At 52.7% G+C, this 23,046-nt stretch carries 26 protein-coding genes, 1 tRNA gene and 1 pseudogene; 16 read left to right on the forward strand and 12 right to left on the reverse strand.

The genetic code is table 11. From position 1 onward, the window contains the following. Positions 1 to 72 precede the first annotated feature (72 nt). A complete protein-coding gene (locus tag E3E29_RS10565; RefSeq protein ID WP_167910955.1) occupies positions 73 to 1,158 on the forward strand; it encodes an SLC13 family permease in 1,086 nt (361 codons plus the stop codon). A gap of 110 nt (positions 1,159 to 1,268) precedes the next feature. After that, positions 1,269 to 1,595 carry a NifB/NifX family molybdenum-iron cluster-binding protein gene (locus E3E29_RS10570; protein WP_167910956.1) on the forward strand — a complete coding sequence of 109 codons (327 nt, stop codon included), beginning with the start codon at positions 1,269 to 1,271 and terminating at the stop codon, positions 1,593 to 1,595. On the opposite strand, the gene E3E29_RS10575 is transcribed toward E3E29_RS10570, so the two are convergent. Then, positions 1,585 to 1,998, reverse strand: a complete 414-nt coding sequence (locus E3E29_RS10575; RefSeq protein ID WP_167911006.1) for a ferredoxin family protein — start codon at positions 1,996 to 1,998, stop codon at positions 1,585 to 1,587. The genes E3E29_RS10570 and E3E29_RS10575 overlap by 11 nt on opposite strands. A gap of 216 nt (positions 1,999 to 2,214) precedes the next feature. Here E3E29_RS10575 and E3E29_RS10580 point away from each other — a divergent pair, with 216 nt between their 5' ends. Beyond that, positions 2,215 to 2,595 carry an ATP-binding cassette domain-containing protein gene (locus E3E29_RS10580; RefSeq protein ID WP_394352992.1) on the forward strand — a complete coding sequence of 127 codons (381 nt, stop codon included), beginning with the start codon at positions 2,215 to 2,217 and terminating at the stop codon, positions 2,593 to 2,595. Then, a pseudogene (locus E3E29_RS12075) lies at positions 2,534 to 2,792 on the forward strand (SufD family Fe-S cluster assembly protein); the annotation flags it as partial. The gene E3E29_RS10580 and the pseudogene E3E29_RS12075, both read left to right, overlap by 62 nt. Positions 2,793 to 2,828: 36 nt before the next feature. Here the strand turns inward: E3E29_RS12075 and E3E29_RS10590 are convergent. Beyond that, positions 2,829 to 4,460 (reverse strand): radical SAM/SPASM domain-containing protein, encoded by a 1,632-nt coding sequence (locus E3E29_RS10590; protein WP_167911007.1) that lies wholly within the window; start codon positions 4,458 to 4,460, stop codon positions 2,829 to 2,831. Between the two features lie 151 nt (positions 4,461 to 4,611). Between E3E29_RS10590 and E3E29_RS10595 the strand changes: the two genes are divergently transcribed. Together E3E29_RS10595 and E3E29_RS10600 are read left to right on the forward strand one after the other, a co-directional pair. Further along, positions 4,612 to 4,929, forward strand: a complete 318-nt coding sequence (locus tag E3E29_RS10595; protein WP_167910958.1) for a hypothetical protein — start codon at positions 4,612 to 4,614, stop codon at positions 4,927 to 4,929. Between the two features lie 86 nt (positions 4,930 to 5,015). Beyond that, positions 5,016 to 5,498: a GbsR/MarR family transcriptional regulator gene (locus E3E29_RS10600; RefSeq protein WP_167910959.1), complete on the forward strand. Its 483-nt coding sequence runs from the start codon at positions 5,016 to 5,018 to the stop codon at positions 5,496 to 5,498. On the opposite strand, the gene tdt is transcribed toward E3E29_RS10600, so the two are convergent. Then, positions 5,476 to 6,510, reverse strand: a complete 1,035-nt coding sequence (gene tdt / locus E3E29_RS10605; RefSeq protein ID WP_240922858.1) for a tellurite-resistance/dicarboxylate transporter — start codon at positions 6,508 to 6,510, stop codon at positions 5,476 to 5,478. The two genes, E3E29_RS10600 and tdt, sit on opposite strands and share 23 nt — an antisense overlap. Positions 6,511 to 6,626: 116 nt before the next feature. Between tdt and E3E29_RS10610 the strand changes: the two genes are divergently transcribed. Next, positions 6,627 to 7,361: a sulfite exporter TauE/SafE family protein gene (locus E3E29_RS10610; RefSeq protein WP_167910960.1), complete on the forward strand. Its 735-nt coding sequence runs from the start codon at positions 6,627 to 6,629 to the stop codon at positions 7,359 to 7,361. Between the two features lie 118 nt (positions 7,362 to 7,479). Here the strand turns inward: E3E29_RS10610 and E3E29_RS10615 are convergent, their stop codons facing one another. The 3 genes from E3E29_RS10615 to E3E29_RS10625 all read right to left on the reverse strand — a co-directional run bounded on the left by E3E29_RS10615 (position 7,480) and on the right by E3E29_RS10625 (position 9,339). Beyond that, a complete protein-coding gene (locus E3E29_RS10615) occupies positions 7,480 to 7,869 on the reverse strand; it encodes a NifB/NifX family molybdenum-iron cluster-binding protein (protein WP_167910961.1) in 390 nt (129 codons plus the stop codon). Between the two features lie 107 nt (positions 7,870 to 7,976). Beyond that, on the reverse strand, positions 7,977 to 8,825 hold the full coding sequence (locus E3E29_RS10620; protein WP_167911009.1) for a damage-control phosphatase: 849 nt from the start codon (positions 8,823 to 8,825) through the stop codon (positions 7,977 to 7,979). A gap of 436 nt (positions 8,826 to 9,261) precedes the next feature. Beyond that, positions 9,262 to 9,339: transfer RNA gene (locus E3E29_RS10625), tRNA-Gly, on the reverse strand. Positions 9,340 to 9,578: 239 nt separating this feature from the next. On the opposite strand from E3E29_RS10625, the gene E3E29_RS10630 reads away from it, so the two are divergent. The 9 genes from E3E29_RS10630 to E3E29_RS10670 all read left to right on the forward strand — a co-directional run bounded on the left by E3E29_RS10630 (position 9,579) and on the right by E3E29_RS10670 (position 19,476). After that, positions 9,579 to 9,827 carry a DNA-directed RNA polymerase subunit H gene (locus E3E29_RS10630; protein ID WP_167910962.1) on the forward strand — a complete coding sequence of 83 codons (249 nt, stop codon included), beginning with the start codon at positions 9,579 to 9,581 and terminating at the stop codon, positions 9,825 to 9,827. 15 nt (positions 9,828 to 9,842) lie between these two features. Then, entirely contained in the window at positions 9,843 to 13,211 is a 3,369-nt protein-coding gene (locus tag E3E29_RS10635; protein WP_167910963.1) for a DNA-directed RNA polymerase subunit B, read from the forward strand. Positions 13,212 to 13,216: 5 nt separating this feature from the next. Further along, the gene (locus E3E29_RS10640; RefSeq protein ID WP_167910964.1) at positions 13,217 to 15,940 is read left to right on the forward strand and encodes a DNA-directed RNA polymerase subunit A'; all 2,724 of its coding nucleotides are present in this window, start codon (positions 13,217 to 13,219) and stop codon (positions 15,938 to 15,940) included. A 10-nt stretch (positions 15,941 to 15,950) separates the two neighbouring features. Beyond that, positions 15,951 to 17,126: a DNA-directed RNA polymerase subunit A'' gene (rpoA2, locus tag E3E29_RS10645; RefSeq protein ID WP_167910965.1), complete on the forward strand. Its 1,176-nt coding sequence runs from the start codon at positions 15,951 to 15,953 to the stop codon at positions 17,124 to 17,126. A 13-nt stretch (positions 17,127 to 17,139) separates the two neighbouring features. Next, the gene (locus E3E29_RS10650) at positions 17,140 to 17,445 is read left to right on the forward strand and encodes a 50S ribosomal protein L30e (protein ID WP_167910966.1); all 306 of its coding nucleotides are present in this window, start codon (positions 17,140 to 17,142) and stop codon (positions 17,443 to 17,445) included. Continuing rightward, entirely contained in the window at positions 17,445 to 17,882 is a 438-nt protein-coding gene (locus E3E29_RS10655) for a NusA-like transcription termination signal-binding factor (protein ID WP_167910967.1), read from the forward strand. The genes E3E29_RS10650 and E3E29_RS10655 overlap by 1 nt, the downstream gene beginning before the upstream one ends. Positions 17,883 to 17,892: 10 nt before the next feature. Then, positions 17,893 to 18,336 carry a 30S ribosomal protein S12 gene (locus E3E29_RS10660; RefSeq protein WP_167910968.1) on the forward strand — a complete coding sequence of 148 codons (444 nt, stop codon included), beginning with the start codon at positions 17,893 to 17,895 and terminating at the stop codon, positions 18,334 to 18,336. A 5-nt stretch (positions 18,337 to 18,341) separates the two neighbouring features. Then, entirely contained in the window at positions 18,342 to 18,989 is a 648-nt protein-coding gene (gene rpsG, locus E3E29_RS10665) for a 30S ribosomal protein S7 (protein ID WP_167910969.1), read from the forward strand. Positions 18,990 to 19,083: 94 nt separating this feature from the next. Continuing rightward, complete coding sequence (locus tag E3E29_RS10670; RefSeq protein ID WP_167910970.1) at positions 19,084 to 19,476, forward strand: DUF3783 domain-containing protein; 393 nt, start codon at positions 19,084 to 19,086, stop codon at positions 19,474 to 19,476. Here E3E29_RS10670 and E3E29_RS10675 read toward each other — a convergent pair. The 6 genes from E3E29_RS10675 to E3E29_RS10695 all read right to left on the reverse strand — a co-directional run bounded on the left by E3E29_RS10675 (position 19,473) and on the right by E3E29_RS10695 (position 23,029). Next, the gene (locus E3E29_RS10675) at positions 19,473 to 19,778 is read right to left on the reverse strand and encodes a nucleotidyltransferase domain-containing protein (protein WP_167910971.1); all 306 of its coding nucleotides are present in this window, start codon (positions 19,776 to 19,778) and stop codon (positions 19,473 to 19,475) included. The genes E3E29_RS10670 and E3E29_RS10675 overlap by 4 nt on opposite strands. 66 nt (positions 19,779 to 19,844) lie before the next feature. Next, the gene (locus tag E3E29_RS10680) at positions 19,845 to 20,249 is read right to left on the reverse strand and encodes a type II toxin-antitoxin system VapC family toxin (protein WP_240922859.1); all 405 of its coding nucleotides are present in this window, start codon (positions 20,247 to 20,249) and stop codon (positions 19,845 to 19,847) included. Continuing rightward, on the reverse strand, positions 20,231 to 20,419 hold the full coding sequence (locus E3E29_RS10685) for a hypothetical protein (RefSeq protein WP_167910972.1): 189 nt from the start codon (positions 20,417 to 20,419) through the stop codon (positions 20,231 to 20,233). Before E3E29_RS10685 ends, E3E29_RS10680 begins: the two co-directional genes overlap by 19 nt. Positions 20,420 to 20,473: 54 nt before the next feature. Continuing rightward, complete coding sequence (locus tag E3E29_RS10690) at positions 20,474 to 21,595, reverse strand: alkaline phosphatase family protein (protein ID WP_167910973.1); 1,122 nt, start codon at positions 21,593 to 21,595, stop codon at positions 20,474 to 20,476. Further along, a complete protein-coding gene (locus tag E3E29_RS11990) occupies positions 21,592 to 21,717 on the reverse strand; it encodes a hypothetical protein (protein ID WP_277346705.1) in 126 nt (41 codons plus the stop codon). Before E3E29_RS11990 ends, E3E29_RS10690 begins: the two co-directional genes overlap by 4 nt. A gap of 73 nt (positions 21,718 to 21,790) precedes the next feature. Continuing rightward, positions 21,791 to 23,029: an Nre family DNA repair protein gene (locus E3E29_RS10695; RefSeq protein ID WP_167910974.1), complete on the reverse strand. Its 1,239-nt coding sequence runs from the start codon at positions 23,027 to 23,029 to the stop codon at positions 21,791 to 21,793. Between the last annotated feature and the right edge of the window lie 17 nt (positions 23,030 to 23,046).

Below are 23,046 nucleotides of genomic sequence, written 5' to 3' on the forward strand. Positions count from 1 at the left end.
TCCCCATGTCTGCGTTTCCTGCAAGAGACGGAAGCTCATCAGGATCAGGGTCTGACAGGGAGGCACAGTAAAATGAAACGCCTTAAAAACTTCATCAGACGTGAGTGGTTCCTTACCGTTCTCCTGCTTCTCTACTCCATCCTGGTTATCTCCGATAGCAATCTCCTAAAAAGGACCCCCAACCTGATTGACTGGGAGAGCCTCTCCCTGATAACTTCTCTGATCATGGCATCAAAAGGCCTTGAGCTCTCTGGGATTTTCTCAAAACTCGGTCCCCACATTATAAGGGCCGCCAATCACTCCGAAAGGCGTCTCGTGATTCTGTTCATCCTGACAATCTCACTTTCCTCCGCTGTGATTATGAACGATACCGCCATGCTGGTCTTCATTCCCCTTGTCTCAATCACGTTGGAGATGGCGGGGGTGAACACGGCAAGAGCGGTAACACTCTCAGCCATTGCGGCCAACGTGGGCTCCTCTCTTACGCCAGTGGGAAACCCCCAGAACGTCATAATCTGGCATCACTATTCCCTAGGCTTCTTCGAGTTTATTCGCACGTTATTACCGTATGTAACCCTCTGGCTCGCCCTCCTTCTGGCTTTTACAATGACCGTCAGGGATAGGAAGCTCTCCATTGAAACTGTTCCTGATACTGTGCTGAAGAAAGATCTCCTCGCCGTTTCGCTTATCTCGCTGGTTATTGATGTATCCCTGGCGGAGGTAGGGAAGCCATTGGTCGCGTTCCTATTCACTCTCATTGCGTTTTTGGCCCTGGGAAGGGAAACGCTCCTGAAATTCGACTGGGCGCTCGTTCTAATCTTTGCCTTCATATTCGTTGATTTCAATGAACTTGCCCTCATGTTGCAGCGGGCGGGCTTAAACCTCCCGACTTCTGGGGTTTTGCTGTTCTTGGCCTCCGCTGGTTTAAGCCAGCTCGTCAGCAACGTCCCGGCCACCGTCTTTCTGTCCTCAGCCAACCCGAAGTGGCTTCCACTAGCACTGGGAGTCAATGTAGGCGGGACGGGTAGCATCGTTGGCTCCCTGGCAAATCTCATCGCCATTAGAATAGCTGGAGTCAGAATCCGGGAATTCCATCGCTACTCCATCCCGTACTTCATCTTAGCTCTACTTCTTTCCCTGCTTCTCTTTTTGTTGTGATTTTGATGAGGGAAAGTATAAATGTATAAAAACCTCCGGAATAGCCCACGTCACGGTCCAGCTTGAGGCCGGGAGATGTGAGGACAAAAGCACAATCTGTGGTGAGAAAGGTGATTAGGGTTGCAGTTCCAACTTTGGAGGGCGGACTCGAGGATAGGGTTCATGAAAGCCTCGTTAGGGCGGAGACTTTCACGCTGGTGGATTTAGGGAACGGGGAAGTAAAAAACGTGGAAATCGTTGAAAACCCATACAGAAAAGAACCCTACGGCGCAGGCTCCAAGGTAGCCCTGTTTCTGGTTAACATGAGAGTGAACGTTCTTCTAACTCCGATGGACTGCCCGAAGGGGAAGGCGATACTGGAAATAGGCAAGGTCAGGATAATCAAAGTAGAGGCAGGGAAAAAGGTTAGAGACGCCCTGAATACCCTCATGGGTTGAACACGCTCTCTGCCCCGTTTGTGCTCTCTTCCTTCTTCGTCAGGGGCTTCGTTATTTCGAAGGCTTTTCTTATGACTCCATGCTCCACGACGAGCTTTTTGACGTACTCCTTCGGCGGGAACTCAATGGCGTTGCAGGGGCAGACCATTGAGCATGTGTTACATCCCACGAGACAGTTGTAGGGCCTCGCAACGACGGGCTTCCCCTCCTCAGTGTCCCAGTCAAAGACCCTTCTCCCGCAGGTAACAAAGCAGAGCCCGCAGCGGGCACAGACACTGTAGTTTATCTTTGGATACCACTCTACCTCTTTTCTGTCAACGCCCCACCATGGGATAACGCTCAAATCCTTAACCTCCCTCCCCAAGGCGTCCTTTCCTATGACGGGGGTCTTAACATCGGCCATTTCGCTCACCCCAGCTAATGCTAAATTACCTTCATTTAAAATCTTTTTCATATGTATTGGTTTCCAACCAAGGGTTTTGGGCAGAACTGTCCAGAAAATTTTAAATTTCTTTCATATGAGGTTCTCTTGATGCCTATGCTGTGCTTGAGGAACATCACCTACGGAGTGAACGGCAGGAAAATAATAGAGAGAGTTAACATGCGCTTTAAGGATGGCATGAGCTGCTCCATCCTAAGCTCCAATGGGGCAGAAAAATCGACTCTCGCTTACATCATAAAGGGGGTTGCAAAGCCCAGTGGTGGCAAAGTCCTGCTCGATGAGAATGATATAACCAAGCTAGGCGTAACGGAACGGGCAAAACCTGGAATCACGCTCCTCTGGCAGGAACCGACACACTACGACGGGATAACCGTTGGTGAATACATAACCCTGGGTGGAAAGATCAAAGCGGACAAAAACGAGATTAGAGAGGCCCTTGATCTAGTCGGGCTTCCCTACGAACTTTACGCTCACCGCTTCGTTGACAAGAGCCTAAGCGGGGGCGAACGTTGTGAACGAGGCCTACGGCCTTGGGGACTACGCGAAGGGACACGTTGAGTGCCACGAGATAGTTAAGGGGAACGCCGACGTCCAGACCATCCCGCTCCTGAGGGTGAAGAACGACAAGGCCGAGCTCACCCATGAGGCCTCGGTAGGTAGGATAAATGAGGCCCAGCTCATGAAGCTTATGACGATAAGGATTAACTGAAGAAGAAGCAGCGGAGCTGATAATAAAAGGACTGCTGGGTGGATGAAAGAGATGTAGTTCCAGAAAAAAGAATTAGGAAAATTCAGAGGCGGTAGGCCTTAACTCCCTGAGCTGCTGAGGCAGGAGAGAGAAGCTTCTCTCCCCTCACCTCGACGGCATTGTAGTAGCCGGGCACATAGAGGGCCGGGCCGCGCATGATGACGCTCTCGTCCACCCAGTTGACCTCGCTGATGCCTTTAGGCTTCCCTTCCTTCACAATCTGCTCCCATACATTCTTATTGAGTACACATCCGGGGTCGTCTCCGAGAAGGTCGAGGGTGTAGTGGTATGCCCTCGCGCGGCAGCCTCCGCAGATGTTTCTGTAGGGGCACGTCCTGCAGTTGCCTGTGAAGTTGTTCCTGTCCCTCAGTAGGTTGAATATTTTGCTGTTCTCCCATATTTCCTTGAAGTCTCTGGTTCTCACGTTCCCAACCGGCAAGGGCAGGAAGACGCAGGGGACAACGGTTCCGTCCGGCTCTATTCCAGAGTATATTCTACCGGCACCACATCCACCAATGAACTCAGCGAGGGTCTTCACGGCGCTGTTCTCTCCGATGTAGAAGTGGGCGGGGGTTACGTTCTTACCCTGCGACTCTTGGAGGGTCACAGGGGCATACTGCGGGGCCGTCGTCAGGACCTCCAGTTTCCTCTTCTTCATTTCGTGATAGAGTACCCTCATGTACTCATCGCGCTCCTCTGGGGTCAGGTCAACCTTAACCATCTCCTCTGCCCTTCCCGTTGGTACGAGGTTGAAGAAGATGACGCGCTTCACGCCGATGTTCTCGGCCAGGTCGAGAATGTCGTCAATCTCGCCGTAGGTGTCTTTGTCCATAACCACTGCCATCCCATGGCTGATGCCCAGCTCCACAGCGTTCTCAAGGGCTTTTGTGGCGTGCTCCCAAGCACCGGGAATCCCGCGGAACTCATCGTGCTTCTCGGGCTTTGCCGAATCAACGCTCACCTCGACGTACTTCAAGCCGAGGTCAACCGCCTTCTTGAGGTTCTCCATGTTTGCAAAAGTCCAGCCGTTTGTTGCCACTGAAGTGTGTATCCCCCTGCTCGCGAGCTCCTTGACGATGCGGTAGAAGTCCGGGTGTATAGTTGGCTCGCCACCACTAATGGCCACAGCCGCAACTCCCGCTTTATCTAGCTGTTCAACGAGGTTCAGCTTCTCCTCCAGCGAGAGCTCGCTCGGAAGGGGCCTGTCCGCCCTCTGGTAGCAGTGCTTGCACCTGAAGTTACACATATTGGTGAAGTTCCAGACTATGAGGAACGGTCCCGCCAGCCTCTGTGGAACAGTTACCCCGTACTTTGCTATTCCCTCCAGAACGACCCAGATACCGCGCCTTATGTGCGGATCCCTCAGCAGGGCCTCCTTCACTGCTTCCTCGTCACCATGGGCGAGCTTTATGCCGAGTTTTAGAAGAACCTTGAGGACATCCGCCTGAAAGCGTATCATCATCGGCTCGTTGAGGCTCTCGCCGGCGTAGACACTGAGGGCCCAGTAGAGGGCTGGAAGTTCTCTACCGTTTATGTTGTACTTCTTCAGAGTAGGCCGTATCAGGGCCCTCGCCAGGGGGTTCCCGAGTATTAACTTGAACGCGGTGAGAGCAGTGCCAAGCTGGTTCCCTCCAGACTCCTTAATTTCGGCCTCAACGCCCTCTCCAGCACTCATTTTCACCACCAGTAAGAGTTGGTGGTAATCACGTATAAAGTTTTCGTTTATGTTAGAAATTTTTGATATTTTTAATATATTCGAAATAACCGAAAAGTTTAAATAGTTAAAGGTGAAGTGTAGAATGAAAACCCTCTGGAGGTGACCAAGAATGGCCTCTGCGAAAACCGGCCTCTGGACCGCCCTCTGCGGTGCCTGTTTGATCTTGATAGATGGTATAGTCGTTCTGGCCAACAAAGCCTTCTACGGATGGCACTACGGGAGCTACACAACAGTCGGCTGGGTTGAGATAATCCTCAGCCTTATCATGATGGGCCTAGCTTACTACTACAAGAAGAGCCCATCCGCAGTCGGATGGAGTATCGTCATCCTGGCCTTCATAACGATGCCCTTCGATGGCGGCTTCTGGACCATCGGTGCATGGATTGCCGTGATTGGCGGTGCCATCATAGCCACTGCCAAGGAGTGATTCCTTCGATTTTCAAACCCCTTTCGTTTTCTTTCTTTGGGAAGATCTTATAAAGGGGTGTCCTACGGTTAATCCGGGGGACTAGAATGACCGGGAAAGCTAGTGACAAAGCGGAGTTCATAGAGATCGTGGAAAGAATGCTTGCACGGTGGGGCTATGGCTCCACTGAGTCCAGGGTTTATGCCGCTCTCCTCTTCCACGGGAAGCCAATGACAATATCCGAACTCGCAGAGGAAACCGGGCTCAGCAGATCCTCGGTTTCAATAGCCCTCAGCAAGCTTACAAGGGAGTACTTCGTCACCTGCAAGAGGAGGGGCAGGGTAAAGTACTTCACCGCCATTCCAATATTCCTCGAGAAGTTCCTTAAGATACCCAAAGATACTCTAGAACGGGAGATAGAGCCGCTGAAGATTATCGTTGAGAGGCTCGTGGATGAAGCAGATGAGGGCAGAAAGCGCCAGCTTGAGGGGATCAAGAAGGAACTCGACGTTCTTGGGTGCATGCTCAGAAAGATAATAGAACTAGAGGAAAAAGAGAGCGGATACATCAGCTCTTCCCGCTCCTCTTAAGGCTCACCATTTTTATTATAGTTGCCAGCCAGATTGCCAGAAGGGGCCAGAGAAGGAGAAAACCAAAGTGGGACATGAGCTTCAGCTCAAACGTGCCTCCCAGGTCTTTTGTGGCGTTCACAAAAGCCCCCAGCGGGAAGATAAAGGCCCACCACGAGCCACTGTATGGAAGGCTCAAGTTCCTAACGTAGTGGAGGGTCATCGCCGTTGCCATTACCAGCCACCAGAAGCCGAGCCCCCAGAGAAAAAAAGCGAACACCATGAAGGGCTCTTTTGGTATTGATATTGTAGAATTCTCTATCAGGGCGAAGAGGGCCGTTATGCTCGCTCCAATGGGGCCGAGGTTCATCCAGATTAGGGGGGCCATCTGGGGAGGCATTAGCTCGTGCCTGATGAAGCGCAGTGTGACAACGGCGTAGAGCACAAGGTAAAGGAAGAAGCCCGCTCCCCAGCCGAGGTAGTTAACTATGACTGTTAATTCCTGGATATAACCCATCGTCATTCTCATGAAGGCCGCTCCAAAGGGAATTATCACTAGGGCAACTGGGGGGATGTACCAGGCAGGGGAGAGATGCCTGAGGTCAACCTCACCCGCTATGAACACCTCGTAGGACATCCAGAACGCGAATATGAACGTCAGAACAAGTCCCCAAAGCCACAGATACCATGCAAGGGTCTGGTTTTTCAGTATCACCAACGCCTGCGCGGAGAGAACTATGGTGGCAGCTCCGCTTGTACCGTAGAAGTGCCCCTTGGAAGGGTGCCTGAGGTCTTCCAAGGATTCCTTCTGGTAGAGCACCCACCTTAAAAGCCATGGAATGAGCAGGACGAAGTACAGGATGAAGTTTAAGTAAGTCAGCCCAATTCCAATTTCTCTTAACCAGCCTAAGTATCCTGCATAACGGTATGACGCTATGGCCACTGCTCCTGTCCCCATGACGCTGGCAAAGGCTGCTGGGTTGAACTCTCTCAGCTTTTCCATGAACTTCCCTCCACCTGTTTTTTCTTTCATTCACAGATTTTAGGTAGGCTTAAAAAAGTTTTGTGACTGAAATAAGCCAATGTTTCAAAAACTTTTTAAATGAGCACCATTTCATTCGGTGAGACAAGTAAAATGAGGTGAGCCTAATGGACTACATAACCATTGGCATTATAGCGTTCATTCTGAGCGTCGTCTTTTCCATCGGTGGGGTCGGAAGCGCGATAGCCATAGTCCCGACTATGACGTGGCTCGGGATACCGCTCATGGTGGCGAAGCCTACGGGCCTTTTCATAAACACCCTCTCCATGCTCTCGGCAACGATTAAAAACATCAAACACGGCAAGCTCGACCACCGCTTCGGCCTTCCAATACTGATTATGGCGACAGTTTTTGCTCCCCTCGGTGCCTACTCAGGGAAGTTCATACCCAAAGAATACGTCCTTTGGGTCTTCATCGCATTCCTCCTGTACTCTGGCACAATGATGATCTTCTTCAAGCCGAGGTCGAGGGATGGAAACGGGAACCACATTGTCGAGGGCTCTCTAATTGGAAGTCTGGCCGGATTTCTCGGAGGCCTACTTGGCGTTGGGGGAGGGGGTATAATCAGTCCGACCCTCATAATGCTCGGTTACGAGCCGAAGAAAGTGGCCGCGACAACCGCTCTAGTGGTCTTCTTCTCGTCGCTGAGCGGCTTCTTAACTTACTGGGGTATGGGCGCTCTCGACTGGAAGCTCCTCGGGGTTGTTTCCATCTCTGCGATAGCGGGCGGCTGGCTCGGGACCCATCTCATGCACTTCAAGATGAGCTCGGAGCAGGTGAAGAAAGTAATTGGTATTATCCTCTACCTGATAGCACTGAAGATGGTTCTCAAGGTTCTTTAAATTGTCAGACCCTTCAGTATTTTCATCATTCAATCTTGCACCGTATCTAAAATCCTGTTTAGGGCCACAGGCAGCAAAAGAACATCAAAAGTTGCCAAAAACAAAACAATGGGGGCAATCAACCCTCACGGTGCCCTTCCTTCTCTTTCTCCCGCTCTATCCTCTCCTTCCAGTATGGATCGACCCTGAGAACCTGCTCTATGAAGGCCCTGACAACGTCCCCAACCTTTCCATAGGCACCGGTTACGACCGTTATCCCAAACTGGTTGAAGTATTCCATCGCCTTCCTTCCCATCCCGTAAACGATAACAACCTCCACCCCGTTCTCCTGCATGAAGTTCGGTAGATCGCCAGAGCTGTGCTCCTCAAAGGGAACTGGGAGGACTTCAACTCCCCTTATCTCATTATCTTCTACGTCCACAAAGGTGAAGTACTTGGCCCTTCCAAAGTGTCCACTTATGGGACTTTCAAGTCCGAGGTTTTCATCAACCGGGAGCGCGATCCTCATGATATCACCACTATCTCTGAAAGTTTTTTCAGATATAAACTTTGTGCATATGCACGCCTTCACTCCTTGAATATCTCCCAATCACAAGGTTCATGCTACCTTTCAGCTCAGCCCCGAATGCACACCAAACTGCCCTGGGGAACGTTGAGCTCCCTTGATATCGGCCTGCACTTCGCCTTGAGGAGGTAGAAAACCCTGCCATCTTTTATTTCGCTCAGCGTCTCGAAGTTGCCCTGACCCTTCGCGATTATCACATCAGCCCCCTCAAAGACAGCCTTGAACTCGTCTGAGACTATGTTAATCGGGACTCCTACAATCCTTGTGCCCGTTGAGATTACCTCCCCAAGCTCTTCAAAGCCAGCATTCTTTAGGTCTTCAACTGTGGCATCGTTTATTATCGGTCCTTCCTTGCCAGCTATGTAGACTTTGAAATGCGGAAATACCTCTTTAAGCTTTTTCAGGAATAGCCTGTCAAAGTATATCTCCCCACAGTTGTCCGTGAGGTAGAGAAGGCTCTTAGCGTTTTTGAGGGCATTGAAGAGCTCCTCAGAATGGTCGATGTAAAGCTCCTCTTTGAGCATTGTCCTAACGTCCTCCTCAATCTTCTCAGGGGAGTAGCCAACCGCAAAGTCTATCACGTTTCCAATGATTGCGAGCTTCAGGGCAGTTTTGAGGTCGAGTTCCTCCTTTTCGAGTTCTTCCACCACTCTCTCCGCGAGCTTGCTGGAGAGCTCCTTGTACCCCTTAAACGGGTCGTCATTGTCTATAACCCCGTAAACGCCGAGGAAGACCTCGCTCCCAAAAATCGCTGGAACGGAGTCCTCACGGATGTTTGCCATCAGCTTCGCCGCCTCGATAACTCCCCGCTTTCTCAGTTCAAGGTCATCGGTCCCCATCTCAACTATTCTTTGGCATTGGTCTGCAGCACAGGCAAAGCACTCGTAGTGAATCTTCATGCCCATCCCCCTTTGAGTTATTACTGCAGATTAAACGGGTTTTGCTTTAACTGTTGGCGTATCAACTTTGCCCCTTAACGCATATTAACCGAAGAAACTTTGCCATGCAAAGTTTTATCAAAGGTTGTGGTTCTTGTTTGTGTGATTTTTGAGTGAGTTTTCCTTAGAAATTTGCCGTTTCTTCGTGGATTCTGGCTTTTAGTGAGTTTGTTTGAGCGAGTTTGCTTTGTAATCGACGCCCAAAGGGCGTCAAGGAGAGAGAAACTCCTTTAAAAAAGCCAGTGCTTGTTGAATTCTGTATCAGGAGAGCTTTTTAGAATGAAAATCCGCGTAGAAAGGCCATTTTAAAGGAACCACGAGCCTTGATCAAACTCAATGGGACTATCGTCCCGTGCGTTGAAGCGAAGCTTCAACGTCGCGTAGGCGAAGTTTGTTATGGTGCGGTGGCCGGGATTCGAACCCGGGTTACCGGCTTGGGAGGCCGGTGTCCTAGACCAGGCTAGACTACCACCGCGCGAAGGGTGTATCGAGAACTACGTTTAAAAATTTTGCGCAGGGGAGGGTCCTGCCGCAACGACCTGGATGTACATTGATGTCCTCCATGGCATCTTTTCGCTCAAAAACTCCTTCTTAAACTTTTCGTAACCTCTATAAACCCCTCACCGCAGTCCGACCACGAAAAGCTTATATAGGTGAACCCAGACCGGGGGGTAGTGGCAATCATTCTGAAAAACTGTAAGGGGGCATTTCTCGGTGGCGGCGAAGAAAGAATTTAACGTGTTCATGCATGAGCTGGTGCCGGAACATAGGATACTCGGCGAGGAGGAGAGGGAGGAGCTCCTCAAGAAATATCGTATCAAGCTCTCTCAGCTTCCGCAGATACTCGCTTCTGACCCGGCGGCCGTTGAGCTTGAGGCCAAACCCGGTGATGTGATCGAAATCAAGAGAAAGAGTCCCACCGCGGGCGTTTACTACTACTACCGCCTCGTGGTCGAAGGATGATTCTGAGGTGAGAACATGAGTGTTAGAGGACCTACCGTCGTTGATGTTACTCCGGACGACCTCTGGCTCGTTATGGAGTCATACTGGAAGGAAATGGGTCTTGTGCGGCAGCACCTTGACTCTTACAATGCATTTATCGATCACGGCCTCCAGGAGGTCATAGACGAGTTCGGCGGCGTGAAGCCCGACATACCAAACTTCGAGGTTAAGTTCGGTAAAATACGCATCGGGGAACCCATCTTTCAGGAAGCCCAGGGACAGAGGAGGCCCCTTTATCCGATGGATGCAAGGATAAGAAACCTGACTTATTCAGCGCCCCTGTTCCTTGAGCTCATTCCAGTTATCAACGGCATAGAACAGGAGCCCACTGAGGTCAGGGTTGGGGAGCTTCCGATAATGCTCAAGTCCAAGGTCTGCAGGCTTAATGGCCTCAGCGATAAGGAGCTTGAGGAGCTCGGCGAAGACCCCAAGGATCCCGGTGGATACTTCATTATAAACGGTTCTGAGAGGGTTATAGTCTCTATCGAGGACCTCGCCCCGAACAAGGCCCTAGTTGAGCGCGATGAGAGGCAGAACAGGATATTGGCTAAGGTATTCTCATACAGGCACGGTTACCGCGCCCTTATCACAGTTGAGAGGAAGAAAGACGGCCTGCTCTACGTTAACATTCCTAACGTTCCTAAACCTGTTAAGTTCGTCTATGTTATGCGTGCCCTCGGTCTCATTACCGATAAGGAGATAGTGGAGGCTGTAAGCGACGACCCAAGGATACAGCAGGTTCTCTTCGACAATCTTGAAGATGCAGGGGACATCAGGACTCAGGAGGAGGCCATGGACTACATAGGCAAGCTCGCACTTCCAGGTCAGCCAAAGGAGTACAGGCTCAGGAGGGCCGAGCACATCATAGACAACAACCTCCTACCCCACATGGGCGTTGAGTCCGAGAACAGGCGCGCCAAGGCTTACTACCTCGGCATGATGGCACTTAAGGTTCTGGAGCTTTCGCTGGGCCTCCGCGGCGAGGACGATAAGGACCACTACGCCAACAAGAGGCTCAAGCTCGCTGGAGACCTCCTAAAGGACCTCTTCCGCGTTGCCTTCGGCCAGCTTGTCAAGGACATGCAGTATCAGATGACCAAGACCTACCAGAGGAAGGGCGAGAGGTACACCTTCGAGAACATCCAGCGCTTCGTGAGGAACTCCGTAAGGCCTGACGTCTTAAGCGAGAGGATTGAGCACGCCCTGGCGACGGGTTCATGGCCCGGTGGGAGAACCGGTGTCAGCCAGCTTCTCGACAGGACGAACTACATGTCTACACTCTCCCACCTTAGGCGCGTTACCTCCCCGCTGAGCAGAGAACAGCCCCATTTCGAGGCCCGTGATCTACACGGAACTCACTGGGGTAGGATATGTCCTACCGAAACCCCAGAAGGCCCGAACTGTGGTCTCGTCAAGAATCTCGCCCTAATGTCTCAGATAACCACTGGAATACCCGAGGAGGAGATACGTGAATACCTCAACAGGCTGGGCATCGTTTCTATTGAGGAGAGGCGTCCCGGACCAGGCCTTTACAGGGTCTACCTCAACGGCATTCTCATCGGAACGGTTGAGGACGGCAGAAAGCTTGTGGAGACCATACGGAAGGACAGGAGAAGCGGAAAGATAAGCGACGTTATAAACGTGGCCCTATATGAAGAGGAGGACGTTAGGGAGGTTTACATCAACAGCGACGACGGTAGGGTCAGGAGGCCGCTCATCATAGTCGAGAACGGAAAGCCAAAGCTCACGAGGGAGCACGTTGAGGCCATAAAGAGCGGTGCCCTAAGCTGGAGCGACCTTGTGAAGATGGGCGTTATCGAATACCTAGATGCCGAGGAAGAGGAGAACGCCCTCGTCGCCACCTGGCCGTGGGAGGTCACGGAGGAGCACACCCACCTTGAACTCATGCCCGCCGCTATCCTCGGTATCCCCGCTTCACTCGTTCCCTACCCTGAGCACAACGCCGCCCCGCGTAACACCTACGGTGCAGGTATGGCCAAGCAGAGCCTCGGTTTTGGTGCGGCCAACTACCGCATAAGGGTTGACACACGCGGCCATCTCATGCACTATCCACAGGTTCCGCTTGTTAACTCAAGGATAATGAAGGCCGTCGGTTTCGAGGAGAGGCCGGCCGGTCAGAACTTCATCGTCGCGGTGCTGAGCTACGGCGGTTACAACATGGAAGATGCGGTTATAATGAACAAGGCCTCGATAGAGCGCGGGCTCGGCAGGAGCACGTTCTTCAGGACGTACGAGGCTGAGGAGAAGCGCTACCTCGGAGGTCAGACCGACCGCTTTGAGAAGCCGGACCCGACGATAAAGGGCTACCTGGGAGACAGGTACTACCGCAACCTTGATGAGGATGGTATAATATTCCCCGAGTCAAAGGTTGAGGGCAAGGACGTCCTCGTTGGCAGGACCTCTCCACCCAGGTTCCTTGAGGAGCAGAGCGGCCTCGGCGGGGTAACCCTCCAGGAGAGGCGTGAGACGAGCATAGCGGTAAGGCCGAGCGAGAGGGGTGTGGTCGACAAGGTTATCCTGACTGAGACCGGGGATGGGACCAAGCTCGTCAAGGTCACCACCAGGGACCTCCGCATTCCCGAGCTGGGCGACAAGTTCGCCTCAAGGCATGGTCAGAAGGGTGTCATAGGCATGATAATCCCACAGGAGGACATGCCCTGGAGCGAGAGTGGAATAGTGCCAGATCTCATAGTCAACCCGCATGGTATCCCGAGCCGTATGACCGTAGGACAACTCATTGAGGCCATCGGTGGAAAGGTTGCCTCACTAACGGGAAGGAGGGTTGACGGTACTGCCTTCATCGGTGAGCCGGAGGAGAAGCTCAGGAAGGAGCTTGAGGAGCTTGGATTCAAGCACAACGGAAGGGAAGTCATGTACGATGGCATAACCGGAAGGCGCTTGGAGGCGGAGATATTTGTCGGCGTCATCTACTACCAGAGACTTCACCACATGGTCGCGGACAAGATGCACGCGCGCTCCCGTGGTCCGGTTCAGGTGCTCACCAAGCAGCCGACAGAGGGTAGGGCCAGGGAAGGTGGTCTCAGGTTTGGTGAGATGGAGAGGGATGTGCTCATTGGCCACGGTGCCGCGATGCTTATCATTGAGCGTCTTTTGGAGGAGAGCGATAAGACCGAGGTCTGGGTCTGCGAGAGCTGTGGGCACATTGCCATAGAGGACAAGCGCAGGGGTAAGGTGTACTGCCCGGTCTGCGGTGAGGAGGAGAGGATAAGCAAGGTCGAGATGAGCTATGCGTTCAAACTCCTCCTCGACGAGCTGAAGGCTATGGCCATTAGGCCTTCCCTCAAGCTTAGGGATAGGGTGTGAGAGCCATGCAGTCGATGAAAAAGGTCATTGGGAGTATCGAGTTTGGAATCCTCTCACCGCAGGAAATAAGGAAGATGAGTGCGGCCGAGATAAGCGTTCCCGACACCTACGATGATGACGGCTACCCCATAGAGGGTGGCCTCATGGACAAGAGGCTCGGTGTCATCGACCCAGGTCTTCGCTGTGAGACCTGTGGTGCCAGGGCTGGGGAGTGCCCCGGTCATTTTGGTCACATAGAGCTCGCCCGTCCGGTAGTCCACGTTGGATTCGCCAAAACGGTTCAGAGGCTCCTTGAGAGCACGTGCAGGGAATGTGGAAGGGTAAAGCTCACCGACGAAGAGATAGAGGAGTACATGCAGAAATTCGAGGTCATCGGCGACAGGAAGAAGGCCAAGGACAAGCTTATCAAGGAGATACACAAGAAGGCCAAGGAGAGGATGGTCTGCCCCCACTGCGGCGCCCCACAGTTCCCCATCAAATTCGAGAGACCAACGGTCTACTACGAGCTCAGGAAGGACGAAGAAGGCAAGGAGTACAAGCACAGGATGATGCCCAGCGAGATAAGGGAGCGCTTTGAGAGGATACCCGACAAGGACCTCCCGGTTCTGGGCCTCGACCCTGAGAAGGCTAGGCCGGAGTGGATGATACTGACGGTCCTCCCGGTTCCGCCGGTTACAATGAGGCCCTCAATAACACTTGAGAGCGGCATTCGTGCCGAGGACGACCTCACCCATAAGCTCGTCGACATTATCCGTATCAACAACCGCCTTAAGTCCAACATCGAGGCCGGTGCGCCACAGCTCATCATTGAGGACCTCTGGGACCTCCTCCAGTACCACGTTACCACATACTTCAACAACGAGACCTCCGGTATTCCACCTGCCAAGCACAAGAGTGGAAGGCCGCTTAAGACCCTCGCCCAGCGTCTAAAGGGTAAGGAGGGCAGATTTAGAGGAAACCTCAGCGGTAAGCGTGTCAACTTCTCCGCTCGTACGGTCATCAGCCCCGACCCGATGATAAGCATCAACGAGGTTGGTGTTCCACTCGCCATAGCTATGGAGCTCACCGTTCCGGAGAAAGTCACCGAGTTCAACTTTGAAAAGCTGAAGCAGAGGGTTCTCAACGGACCCGAGAAGTACCCCGGTGCCAACTACGTAATCGACCCTGAGGGAAGAAGAATACGTATAATGGAAACCAACCGCGAGAAAATTGTCAATGAACTCCTCGACCTCGGGTGGACGGTTGAGAGGCACCTTGAGGATGGCGACATCGTTCTCTTCAACCGTCAGCCTTCGCTCCACAGGATGTCCATTATGGCCCACCGCGTTCGCGTTATGCCCTACAGGACCTTCCGCCTCAACCTGCCGGTCTGCCCGCCATATAACGCCGACTTCGATGGTGACGAGATGAACCTCCACGTCCCGCAGACGGAGGAGGCTCAGGCCGAAGCAAAGATACTCATGGAAGTCCAGAACCATATCATATCCCCAAGGTACGGAGGCCCGCTCATCGCCGGAATCCAGGACCACATCTCAGGTGGATACCTCCTCACGCGCGAGGGAGCGTACTTCACCAGAATAGAGGTCGAGCAGATGCTCACCTTCGCCGGCGTTGAGATTGATGAGCTCCCGGAGCCAGATAAGTTCGAGAACGGTCAGCCCCTCTGGAGCGGGAAGAGGATATTCTCACTCCTGCTTCCTGATGACTTAACTATATGGTACAGGAACAAGCTCTGCGACGAGCCGGAGCGCTGTGCGGCAATAGAGAAACTCATAGAAGAGAAGCTCGTTCCGGATCCGGAGGAAGTTAGGGCGATCGCCTACGATGGCTTCGTCTACATCCAGAACGGGAAGCTTCTCAGTGGTGCTATTGACAAGAAGGCCTACGGAAGGGAGGACGGAAAGCTCCTCGACCTTATAGTGAGGGAGTACGGCGCCGACAGGGCTAGACAGTTCCTTGACCAGGTCACGAAGCTCACCATCTGGGTCATCACTCACAAGGGCTTTACAACGGCTATTGACGACGAAGATCTTCCAAGAGAGGCCCTCGACAGGATACACGAGATCATCCGCGAGGCGGAGGAGAGGGTTAACAGCCTCATAGAGGCCTACAAGAGGGGGGAGCTTGAGCCCCTGCCTGGTAAAACCCTTGAGGATACCCTTGAGAGCAAGATCATGGCAGTCTTGGCTGAGGCGCGTGACAACGCGGGTAAGGTCGCCGAGCGCTACCTCGGTATGGGCAACCACGCGGTCATCATGGCCAAGACTGGAGCTAGGGGTAAGATACTCAACATCACCCAGATGGCTGCTATGCTCGGCCAGCAGTCCATCCGTGGTAAGCGTCTCTACCGTGGCTACCGCGGAAGGGTTTTGAGCCACTTCAAGCAGGGAGACCTCGGCGCCAGGGCTAAGGGCTTCGTTACCAACTCGTACAAGAGTGGTCTAACGCCACAGGAGTACTTCTTCCACGCAATGGGTGGAAGGGAAGGTCTCGTCGATACTGCGGTTAGGACTGCCCAGAGCGGTTACATGCAGAGAAGGCTGATCAACGCCCTTCAGGACCTCAAGGTTGACTACGATGGAACGGTCAGGGATCCGACGGGAATCATAGTCCAGTTCAAGTACGGAGAGGACGGCGTTGATCCAATGCGTAGCTGGGGTGGAAAGACCCTAGACGTGGACAGAATTATCGTGAGAACACTCGCAAAGAAGAGGAGCGGGAAGGCGTGAGGTGAGGAAGATGGTTGCCGCAAAGACGATAAAGGGAATGATTGACAAGTCAGAGCTCCCCGAAAACATCAAGGAAGAGCTGTACAACAAAATCCTGGAGTACAACAAGAAGTACAAGCTCAAGAAGGCCGAGGTGCAGGCGATAATTGACGAGGCAATTAAGGAGTACGAGAACGCGCTCATCGAGCCGGGGGAGTCCATCGGAACCGTCGCCGCTCAGTCGATAGGTGAGCCATCAACTCAGATGACCCTCAACACCTTCCACTACGCTGGTGTTGCCGAAATCAATGTCACCCTCGGTCTGCCGAGAATCATTGAGATTGTTGACGCCAGGAAGAACCCATCGACTCCAATCATGACTGTCTACCTCGACGAGGAGCACCGCTATGATCAGGAGAAGGCCCTTGAGGTGGCCAGGAGGATTGAGGGAACCACCATCGAGAACCTAGCCCGCGAGACGACGATCGACATACTCAACTTTGAGTTCGTTGTCGATATCGACCCCGAGAGGCTTGAGAAGAGCGGGCTGGACATGGAGAAAATCCTTAGAAAGCTCAACGGCTCTTTCAAGAGCGCGGAGTTTGAAGCTGACGGCTACACTCTGATAGCTCGTCCGAAGAAGGTCGGTAAGCTCTCCGACCTGCGGAAGCTCGCCGAAAAGGTTAAAAAGCACCGCCTTAAGGGTCTATCGGGCGTTGGAAAGACCATCATCAGGAAGGAAGGCGACGAGTACGTCATCTACACCGAGGGTTCAAACTTCAAGCAGGTGCTCAAGGTTCCTGGTATCGACCCCACAAGAACAAGAACCAACAACATCTGGGAGATAGCGGAAGTCCTTGGAATTGAGGCAGCGAGAAACGCCATCATTGAGGAAATCGTTAACACGATGCGCGAGCAGGGTCTCGAAGTCGACGTCAGGCACATAATGCTCGTCGCCGACATGATGACGCTCGACGGCGTGATAAGGCCCATTGGAAGGCACGGTATCGTTGGTGAGAAGTCGAGCGTGCTCGCAAGGGCCGCTTTCGAGATAACCACTCAGCATCTATTTGAGGCCGCTGAGAGAGGAGAAGTCGACCCCCTCAACGGCGTCGTGGAGAACGTGCTCATTGGTCAGCCCGTTCCGGTCGGAACCGGAATGGTACAGCTGAAGATGAGCCTTCCCCTGAGACCGAAAAGGGAGTAGGGAGGTGTGAAGTATGGATCTAGCTTTCGAACTTAGGAAGGTCCTTGAGACAGGAAAGGCCGTGCTCGGCTCAAAGAAAACTGTCCACCTCGCAAAGACGGGTGGCGCGAAGCTCATTATAGTTGCCAAAAACGCTCCGGCAGAGATAAAGGAGGACATAGCCTACTACGCCAAGCTCAGCAACATCCCCGTTTACGAGTTCGACGGAACGAGCGTTGAGCTGGGTACACTCCTGGGTAAGCCCTTCGTCGTGGCTTCCCTTGCCATAGTTAACCCTGGCGAGAGCAACATACTCGCCTTGGCTGGGGGTAAGGAGTAATGCCGCTGAAGCTCAACACGGACCAGATCAAGTACATAGCCCTCTTCGAGAGCATGACCGGAGCGACGGTCTTGGACTGTCTGGTGGACAGCAGCAAGAACAGGCTGATCTTTGTAATAAAGAAGGGTGAGATGGGGCTCGCGCTTGGCAAGAAGGGAGCCAACGTTAAGCGCGTTCAGGACATGCTTGGTAAGGATATAGAGCTCATCGAGCACTCCGAGAATCCCGAGGAGTTCCTGAGGAACATTTATAAGAGCCTCGGGGTTAAGGTTAAAAAGATCCACATCACGGAAAAGAGGGATGGGAAAAAGGTCGCCCTCCTTGACATAGGCCCGCGCGACAAGCCGAGGGCCATCGGAAGGGGCGGCCAGAACATAAATCTCGTGAAGGACCTTATGGAGAGACACCACGGTATTAGTGACGTTGTGATAATCTGAGGTGATGATCATGGCTGGAAAGAAGGCTCCGTATGGAGAATTTGCCGGAAGGAAGCTCAAGCTCAAGAGGAAGAAGTTCCGCTGGAGCGACATAACCTACAAGAGAAGGGTTCTCCGCCTCAAGGAGAAGAGCGACCCGCTCGGAGGCGCCCCACAGGCGAAGGGAATAGTCCTTGAGAAGATAGCCGTTGAGGCTAAGCAGCCGAACTCAGCTATGCGTAAGGCAGTTAGGGTTCAGCTCATCAAGAACGGCAAGGTCGTTACCGCTTTCACCCCCGGGGACGGTGCCATCAACCACATAGACGAGCACGACGAGGTCATCATAGAGGGAATCGGTGGTCCAAAGGGCGGTTCAGTCGGCGATATCCCGGGAATCAGGTATAAGGTCGTCAAGGTCAACAGGGTCTCCCTCAAGGAGCTTGTCAAGGGCAGAAAGGAGAAGCCGAGGAGGTGAAAGAGATGGCCAAGGCAATCACCGAGCGCTTCTATCAGCCGAAGGAGCCCAAGGTCATGGGCAGGTGGAGCGTTGAGGACGTTGAGGTCGCCGACCCGTCCCTTAAGCCCTACATAAACCTCGATGCCAGAATCCTCCCCCACAGCCACGGGAGGCACGCCAAGAAGTCCTTCGGCAAGGCCAACGTTCACATCGTAGAGAGGCTTATCAACAAGGTCATGCGCAGCGGTGCCAGCCACTCCAAGGTTGGCAGCCACTTCATGAGAAGGGAACACCGTTCCCTCATGAGCAAGAAGATGAAGGCCTACGAGGTCGTCAAGGAGGCCTTCACTATCATAGAGCGCAGGACAAAGCAGAACCCGCTTCAGATTCTCGTCAGGGCCATCGAGAACTCCTCCCCGAGGGAGGACACTACAACCATCGCCTTCGGTGGAATCCGCTACCACATGGCCGTCGACGTTTCCCCGCTCAGGAGGCTCGACATAGCCCTCAAGAACATTGCCCTTGGAGCCAGCGCCAAGTGCTACAGGAACAAGACCACCTACGCTCAGGCCCTCGCCGAAGAGCTCATAGCCGCCGCCAACAAGGATCCGAAGAGCTTCGCCTACAGCAAGAAGGAAGAGATCGAGAGGATTGCCCAGTCCTCACGCTGAGGGCTGGAAGTCTTTTCTCTACTTTCTCCAAATTTCCTCTTACTCACTTCCAAACGCTTTTTAAATCCTTAATCGGAGTTTTCTCGGTGGTAAAATGATATTCCTGATAGGATTCTCCGAAGATGAAGTGAAGCTGATAAGAGATGCCTTTGATGGGGTTCCCGTCTATGAGATACCGAGCTACTGTGGGGTCTGGGTTCTTAGCGAGGTCATTGAGAAGGCTGACTCCCTCGAGGGAAGCGGGAACTGGCACGAGAGGAAGTTCTTCCTGATGCATGACCTGAGCAACGAGGAGGTCAAGGAAGCGCTGAAAAAGATGAAGTCTCTCGGCTTCAGAGGAGTCATCTACGCCACCACAACTCCTAACTCCCTGACTATGAAACTCAACGAGCTGATAGAGGAGTGGCTCGAGGAGGACGCCTACTTCCGCCGGCTCAGGAGGATGAAGAAGGGGCCGTATTTGAATATCAAAGGAAGCTCTGGTTAAATCTCAATCGGTATCCCCTCGGTTTTTACCGTTCTTATGAAGCTGTCGTTTCTCTTTTTAAACTCATCCGGCTTGAGAAGTATTGGACTTATTAACTCCCCGTATTTGAGCAGCACTTCTGTTACCAGCTCAATTATCTCGTCAAAATCAACCTCCCCAACTATCAGAACATCAATGTCGCTCTCTTCATCGTAGTCTCCCCTGGCGTAGGAACCGAATAGAAAGACTTCATCTATCGAGCTTCCGAATCGTTCCTTTAAAAGCTTTAAAAACGCGTTAAGGGCCTTAGCTTTTCTGTCCATATCTAATCTCCTCCAGGAGGTTATTACCAAGGGCATTGAAATCGGCATGAAGAAAGCAAGAGAGCGCTAACCTTTTCCATCAACATTTTCAAACGGGTTGTAAATTCTAAGTCCTCCAATGCCTTCGAAGTCTCTAACGTTTCTTGTCACGAGGGTGTAGCCGTATTTCAGGGCAGTGGCCGCTATTACTGCATCTGGGAGCTTTATGCTCTTCCTTCTCCTAAGCTCGATTGCGAGTTCAGCAATATCGTCGGTAAGAGGAATTACATGGGCGAAGCTTATGAACTCCTTCGACTTTTCAAACCCCTCCGGGGTGTGTCCCTTCCAGCCTAGAAACTCTATTTTGGTAATTATGGAGATGTTGAAGCTCTCCTTTAGGATTTTCTCTATCTTGGGTATCTCCTCCGTAGGAATGGCATCGGCGAGGTAGTATATGAGGATGTTGGTGTCTATCAGAAATCCCTCTCCCATTCCGACCTCAGCTCCCGGAGGCTCTTTTCGAGGTCTTTTCTCCCCTTGTAAATTCCTCTGTACTTTGAAGGCTCAAAGATTTTCTCCCTCACCTTTTCCCATAGTTCTGGAGGCACTATTACTCCCTTTATCCTACCGTGCTCATCGTAGATGTACTCAACTCCTTCCATAACTCATACCCAGGGGAATGTTGTTGGAGGGTGTATTTAACGTTTTCACCAAGTTTATCTTATTAAACTCCTCCCTACCATGTTTGCCGGCTTCTCAACTCCAAAGAACTCCAGAACAGTAGGCGCGATATCCATCAGGCTCGGCCCCTCAAGTTCAGCGTCCTCAAAGCCCCAGAGTATAAGGGGCACTTTCATCACAGGCTCGTTCATCGACCCGTGCATTCCCTTTACCCAATGGCTTGTCCCCTTTACACCCCTACAAATCCGATGGGAGCAGAACCAGTAGCCGGGCTTCGCCGAAACTATGAGCTCGCCGCTGTTTGGAGTGTTCAGGTGGGGAAGCTCCTCACGGAAAAAGACCTCCTTAACCCCTGGGGCCCTCCTGAGTGCCTCAAATGCATCTTCGCTTTGATTGGGGTCTTTAAGGTAGACATGGACGCCTCCACCGGAGGATACTCTCAGAACGTCAATTCCTTTCTCCCTAAGGTAGGTCTTCAGGTTCACCCAGGTGTGCACCTCTTCTTGCCCGTGGTCGGCGAAGATAATGAAGGCGTACTCGTCCTTCAGCCTCTCCCAGAGTGTCCTTACCGCAGTATCGACGGTTTCAACGGCCTTCATCGCGCCTTCACTGAGAGGTCCGTGGTCGTGCTGCATTCCGTCTATCGAGGCAAAATGTACGAGAAGTAAGTCCGGTTTGCACTCATCGTAGAGGTAGAGCGCCGAATTGAGAACCCAGACGTCCTTCCTCCAGTCCCGCCCGTGCTTCCTGTACATCCCGTTGCTTGCGAAGAAGGGAGGAAAGATTCTGACATCGGTTCCGCTGAAGGGCGGCATCGTGTAGCCCGAAACTGACGCCGTTCTAACTCCCTTCCCCCTCAGAACATCAACTATCGTCGGAGCCTTGATGACCTTATGGGGATTGAAGGCGACCTCGTATTCGTAGAAGTTCACCTTCCTGTCGGCTATCCTGTCGTAGTAGCCGTTCTCGACTACCCCGTGATCCCTTGGCCAAACACCGGTCATGACGCTCGTGTGAACTAAGTCTGTGAGTGTGGGGAATATTGAATCGACAACCGCAAACTCCCCGTTTTCGGCGAGCTCGCTCAGGAAGGGCATGTGCTCGAGGTTGTAGACCCCGTTACCATCGAGGCTTATGAGGGCGAGTTTTTTCCTCACTCTTCCTCCTCCTTCTGGGCTTTCTCAATCTTTTCAAGGGTCTTGCTGAGTCTTTCAAGCTCTTCCCTGAGCTTTTTCACTTCCTCGGCCATCCTTTTGAGCTCTTTAACGTTCTCATCCATTTTCCTCACCGTCAGCCTGACGTGCACTCCTCACCAATCAGTGGGATGGAAGGCTCATCATCCGGTTGGGCAATCACGTTAAAACCTTTCCCAGCCATTGGTCTAAAGTTTTCTGCCTCGCGAGGGCGCCAAGGACGTAGCTCCGCTGGAGGTATCTCTCAAATGGGTGTTCCAGCCTTCTTTTGATGGCTTCCAACGCATCTTTTAGGGTTTCAAAGCGGCCTATTGGATTGTTCATGGCTTTCTTAACCCCGACCCGTATCTGCCACACGCCGACGGGGGCGTAGTATTCTGGGGTGACCTCGCGGAATACTATTATCCTGGCCTGCCTTCTCCTCGCCCTCAGGCTTTCCAGCACGCTTAAGCGGGCCGCGTAGTAGGCACCGGTTGTCTCGTTGGCGTAGCCTTTGATTCCCCTGAAGTCCTCGTGGTCGTGGATAACCTGGGGTTCTTCACTACCGAAGAGCGAGCCCTTCAGCCAGACTTCAAGGAGTTCGAAGGCGTAGCTCTCCGGCATCAGCAGGACGGCGTAGCGGTTCCCCATGAAGCGGTAGAAGTAGACCTCGTAGGAGTTTATCTCAGGGTAATCCAGTATTTCCCTCCGTAAGTTTTTCCCAATCGTGTCTTGGACGGCGGTTATGCTCCACCTCGTCGGCACGAGCTTCTTGTCCATTCCGAGCAGTCCAGCCGAGAGGAGCCTTATGATGTAGTATTCGTCAAAGCCCCAGTTGTAAAGCCTCATTATCGCCCCTTCAGCCTTCAGCTCGTCGCTAACTACGTAGTCCGTCCTCCTCGGAATTTTTGGGTTCTCAGTCAGCTCGAAGTCGAGGAGTTCAGCCCTCGGGCCGAGTGGAGGGGCAAACTCACTCGGGACGACTTTCATAACGGGTTTTCTCTTGAGTATTACTTCGCTGTCCACGGGCTTTATGCTCATAGCCAGTTCCTGAACTTCGCCCAGAATTCTCTCGCTCTTTCTGACGCTGACGTCCGCCCTTGTCTCACCCATAACGAGGAGGGAGCGGTAGTAGAGGATGTCCTTTATCGTCTTGTCGTCCCATTTGAGCGGGCTGTCGAGGTACTCGGTCTTCCCCTCGATTGGGGGCACGAGGGGGCCTATCCTGACCTTTGGATAACCGTACTCCCCGACGAAGATGCTCGGTGGTGAGGAGCCGAAGATGTGCCTCTTGTTCACTTTTTCCTCGGCTTTTTTGGCCACCCTGAACCTCTCGAGTATTGGGCAGGTCGGCCTGCCGCAGAGCAGTTTTCTCCCCTTGCATATCGCGCAGAGTTTTGAGTTGAAGAGCTCGACCATCATACACCCTATGGCCT

The organism is Thermococcus sp. Bubb.Bath, assembly GCF_012027595.1.
GTDB lineage: Archaea > Methanobacteriota_B > Thermococci > Thermococcales > Thermococcaceae > Thermococcus.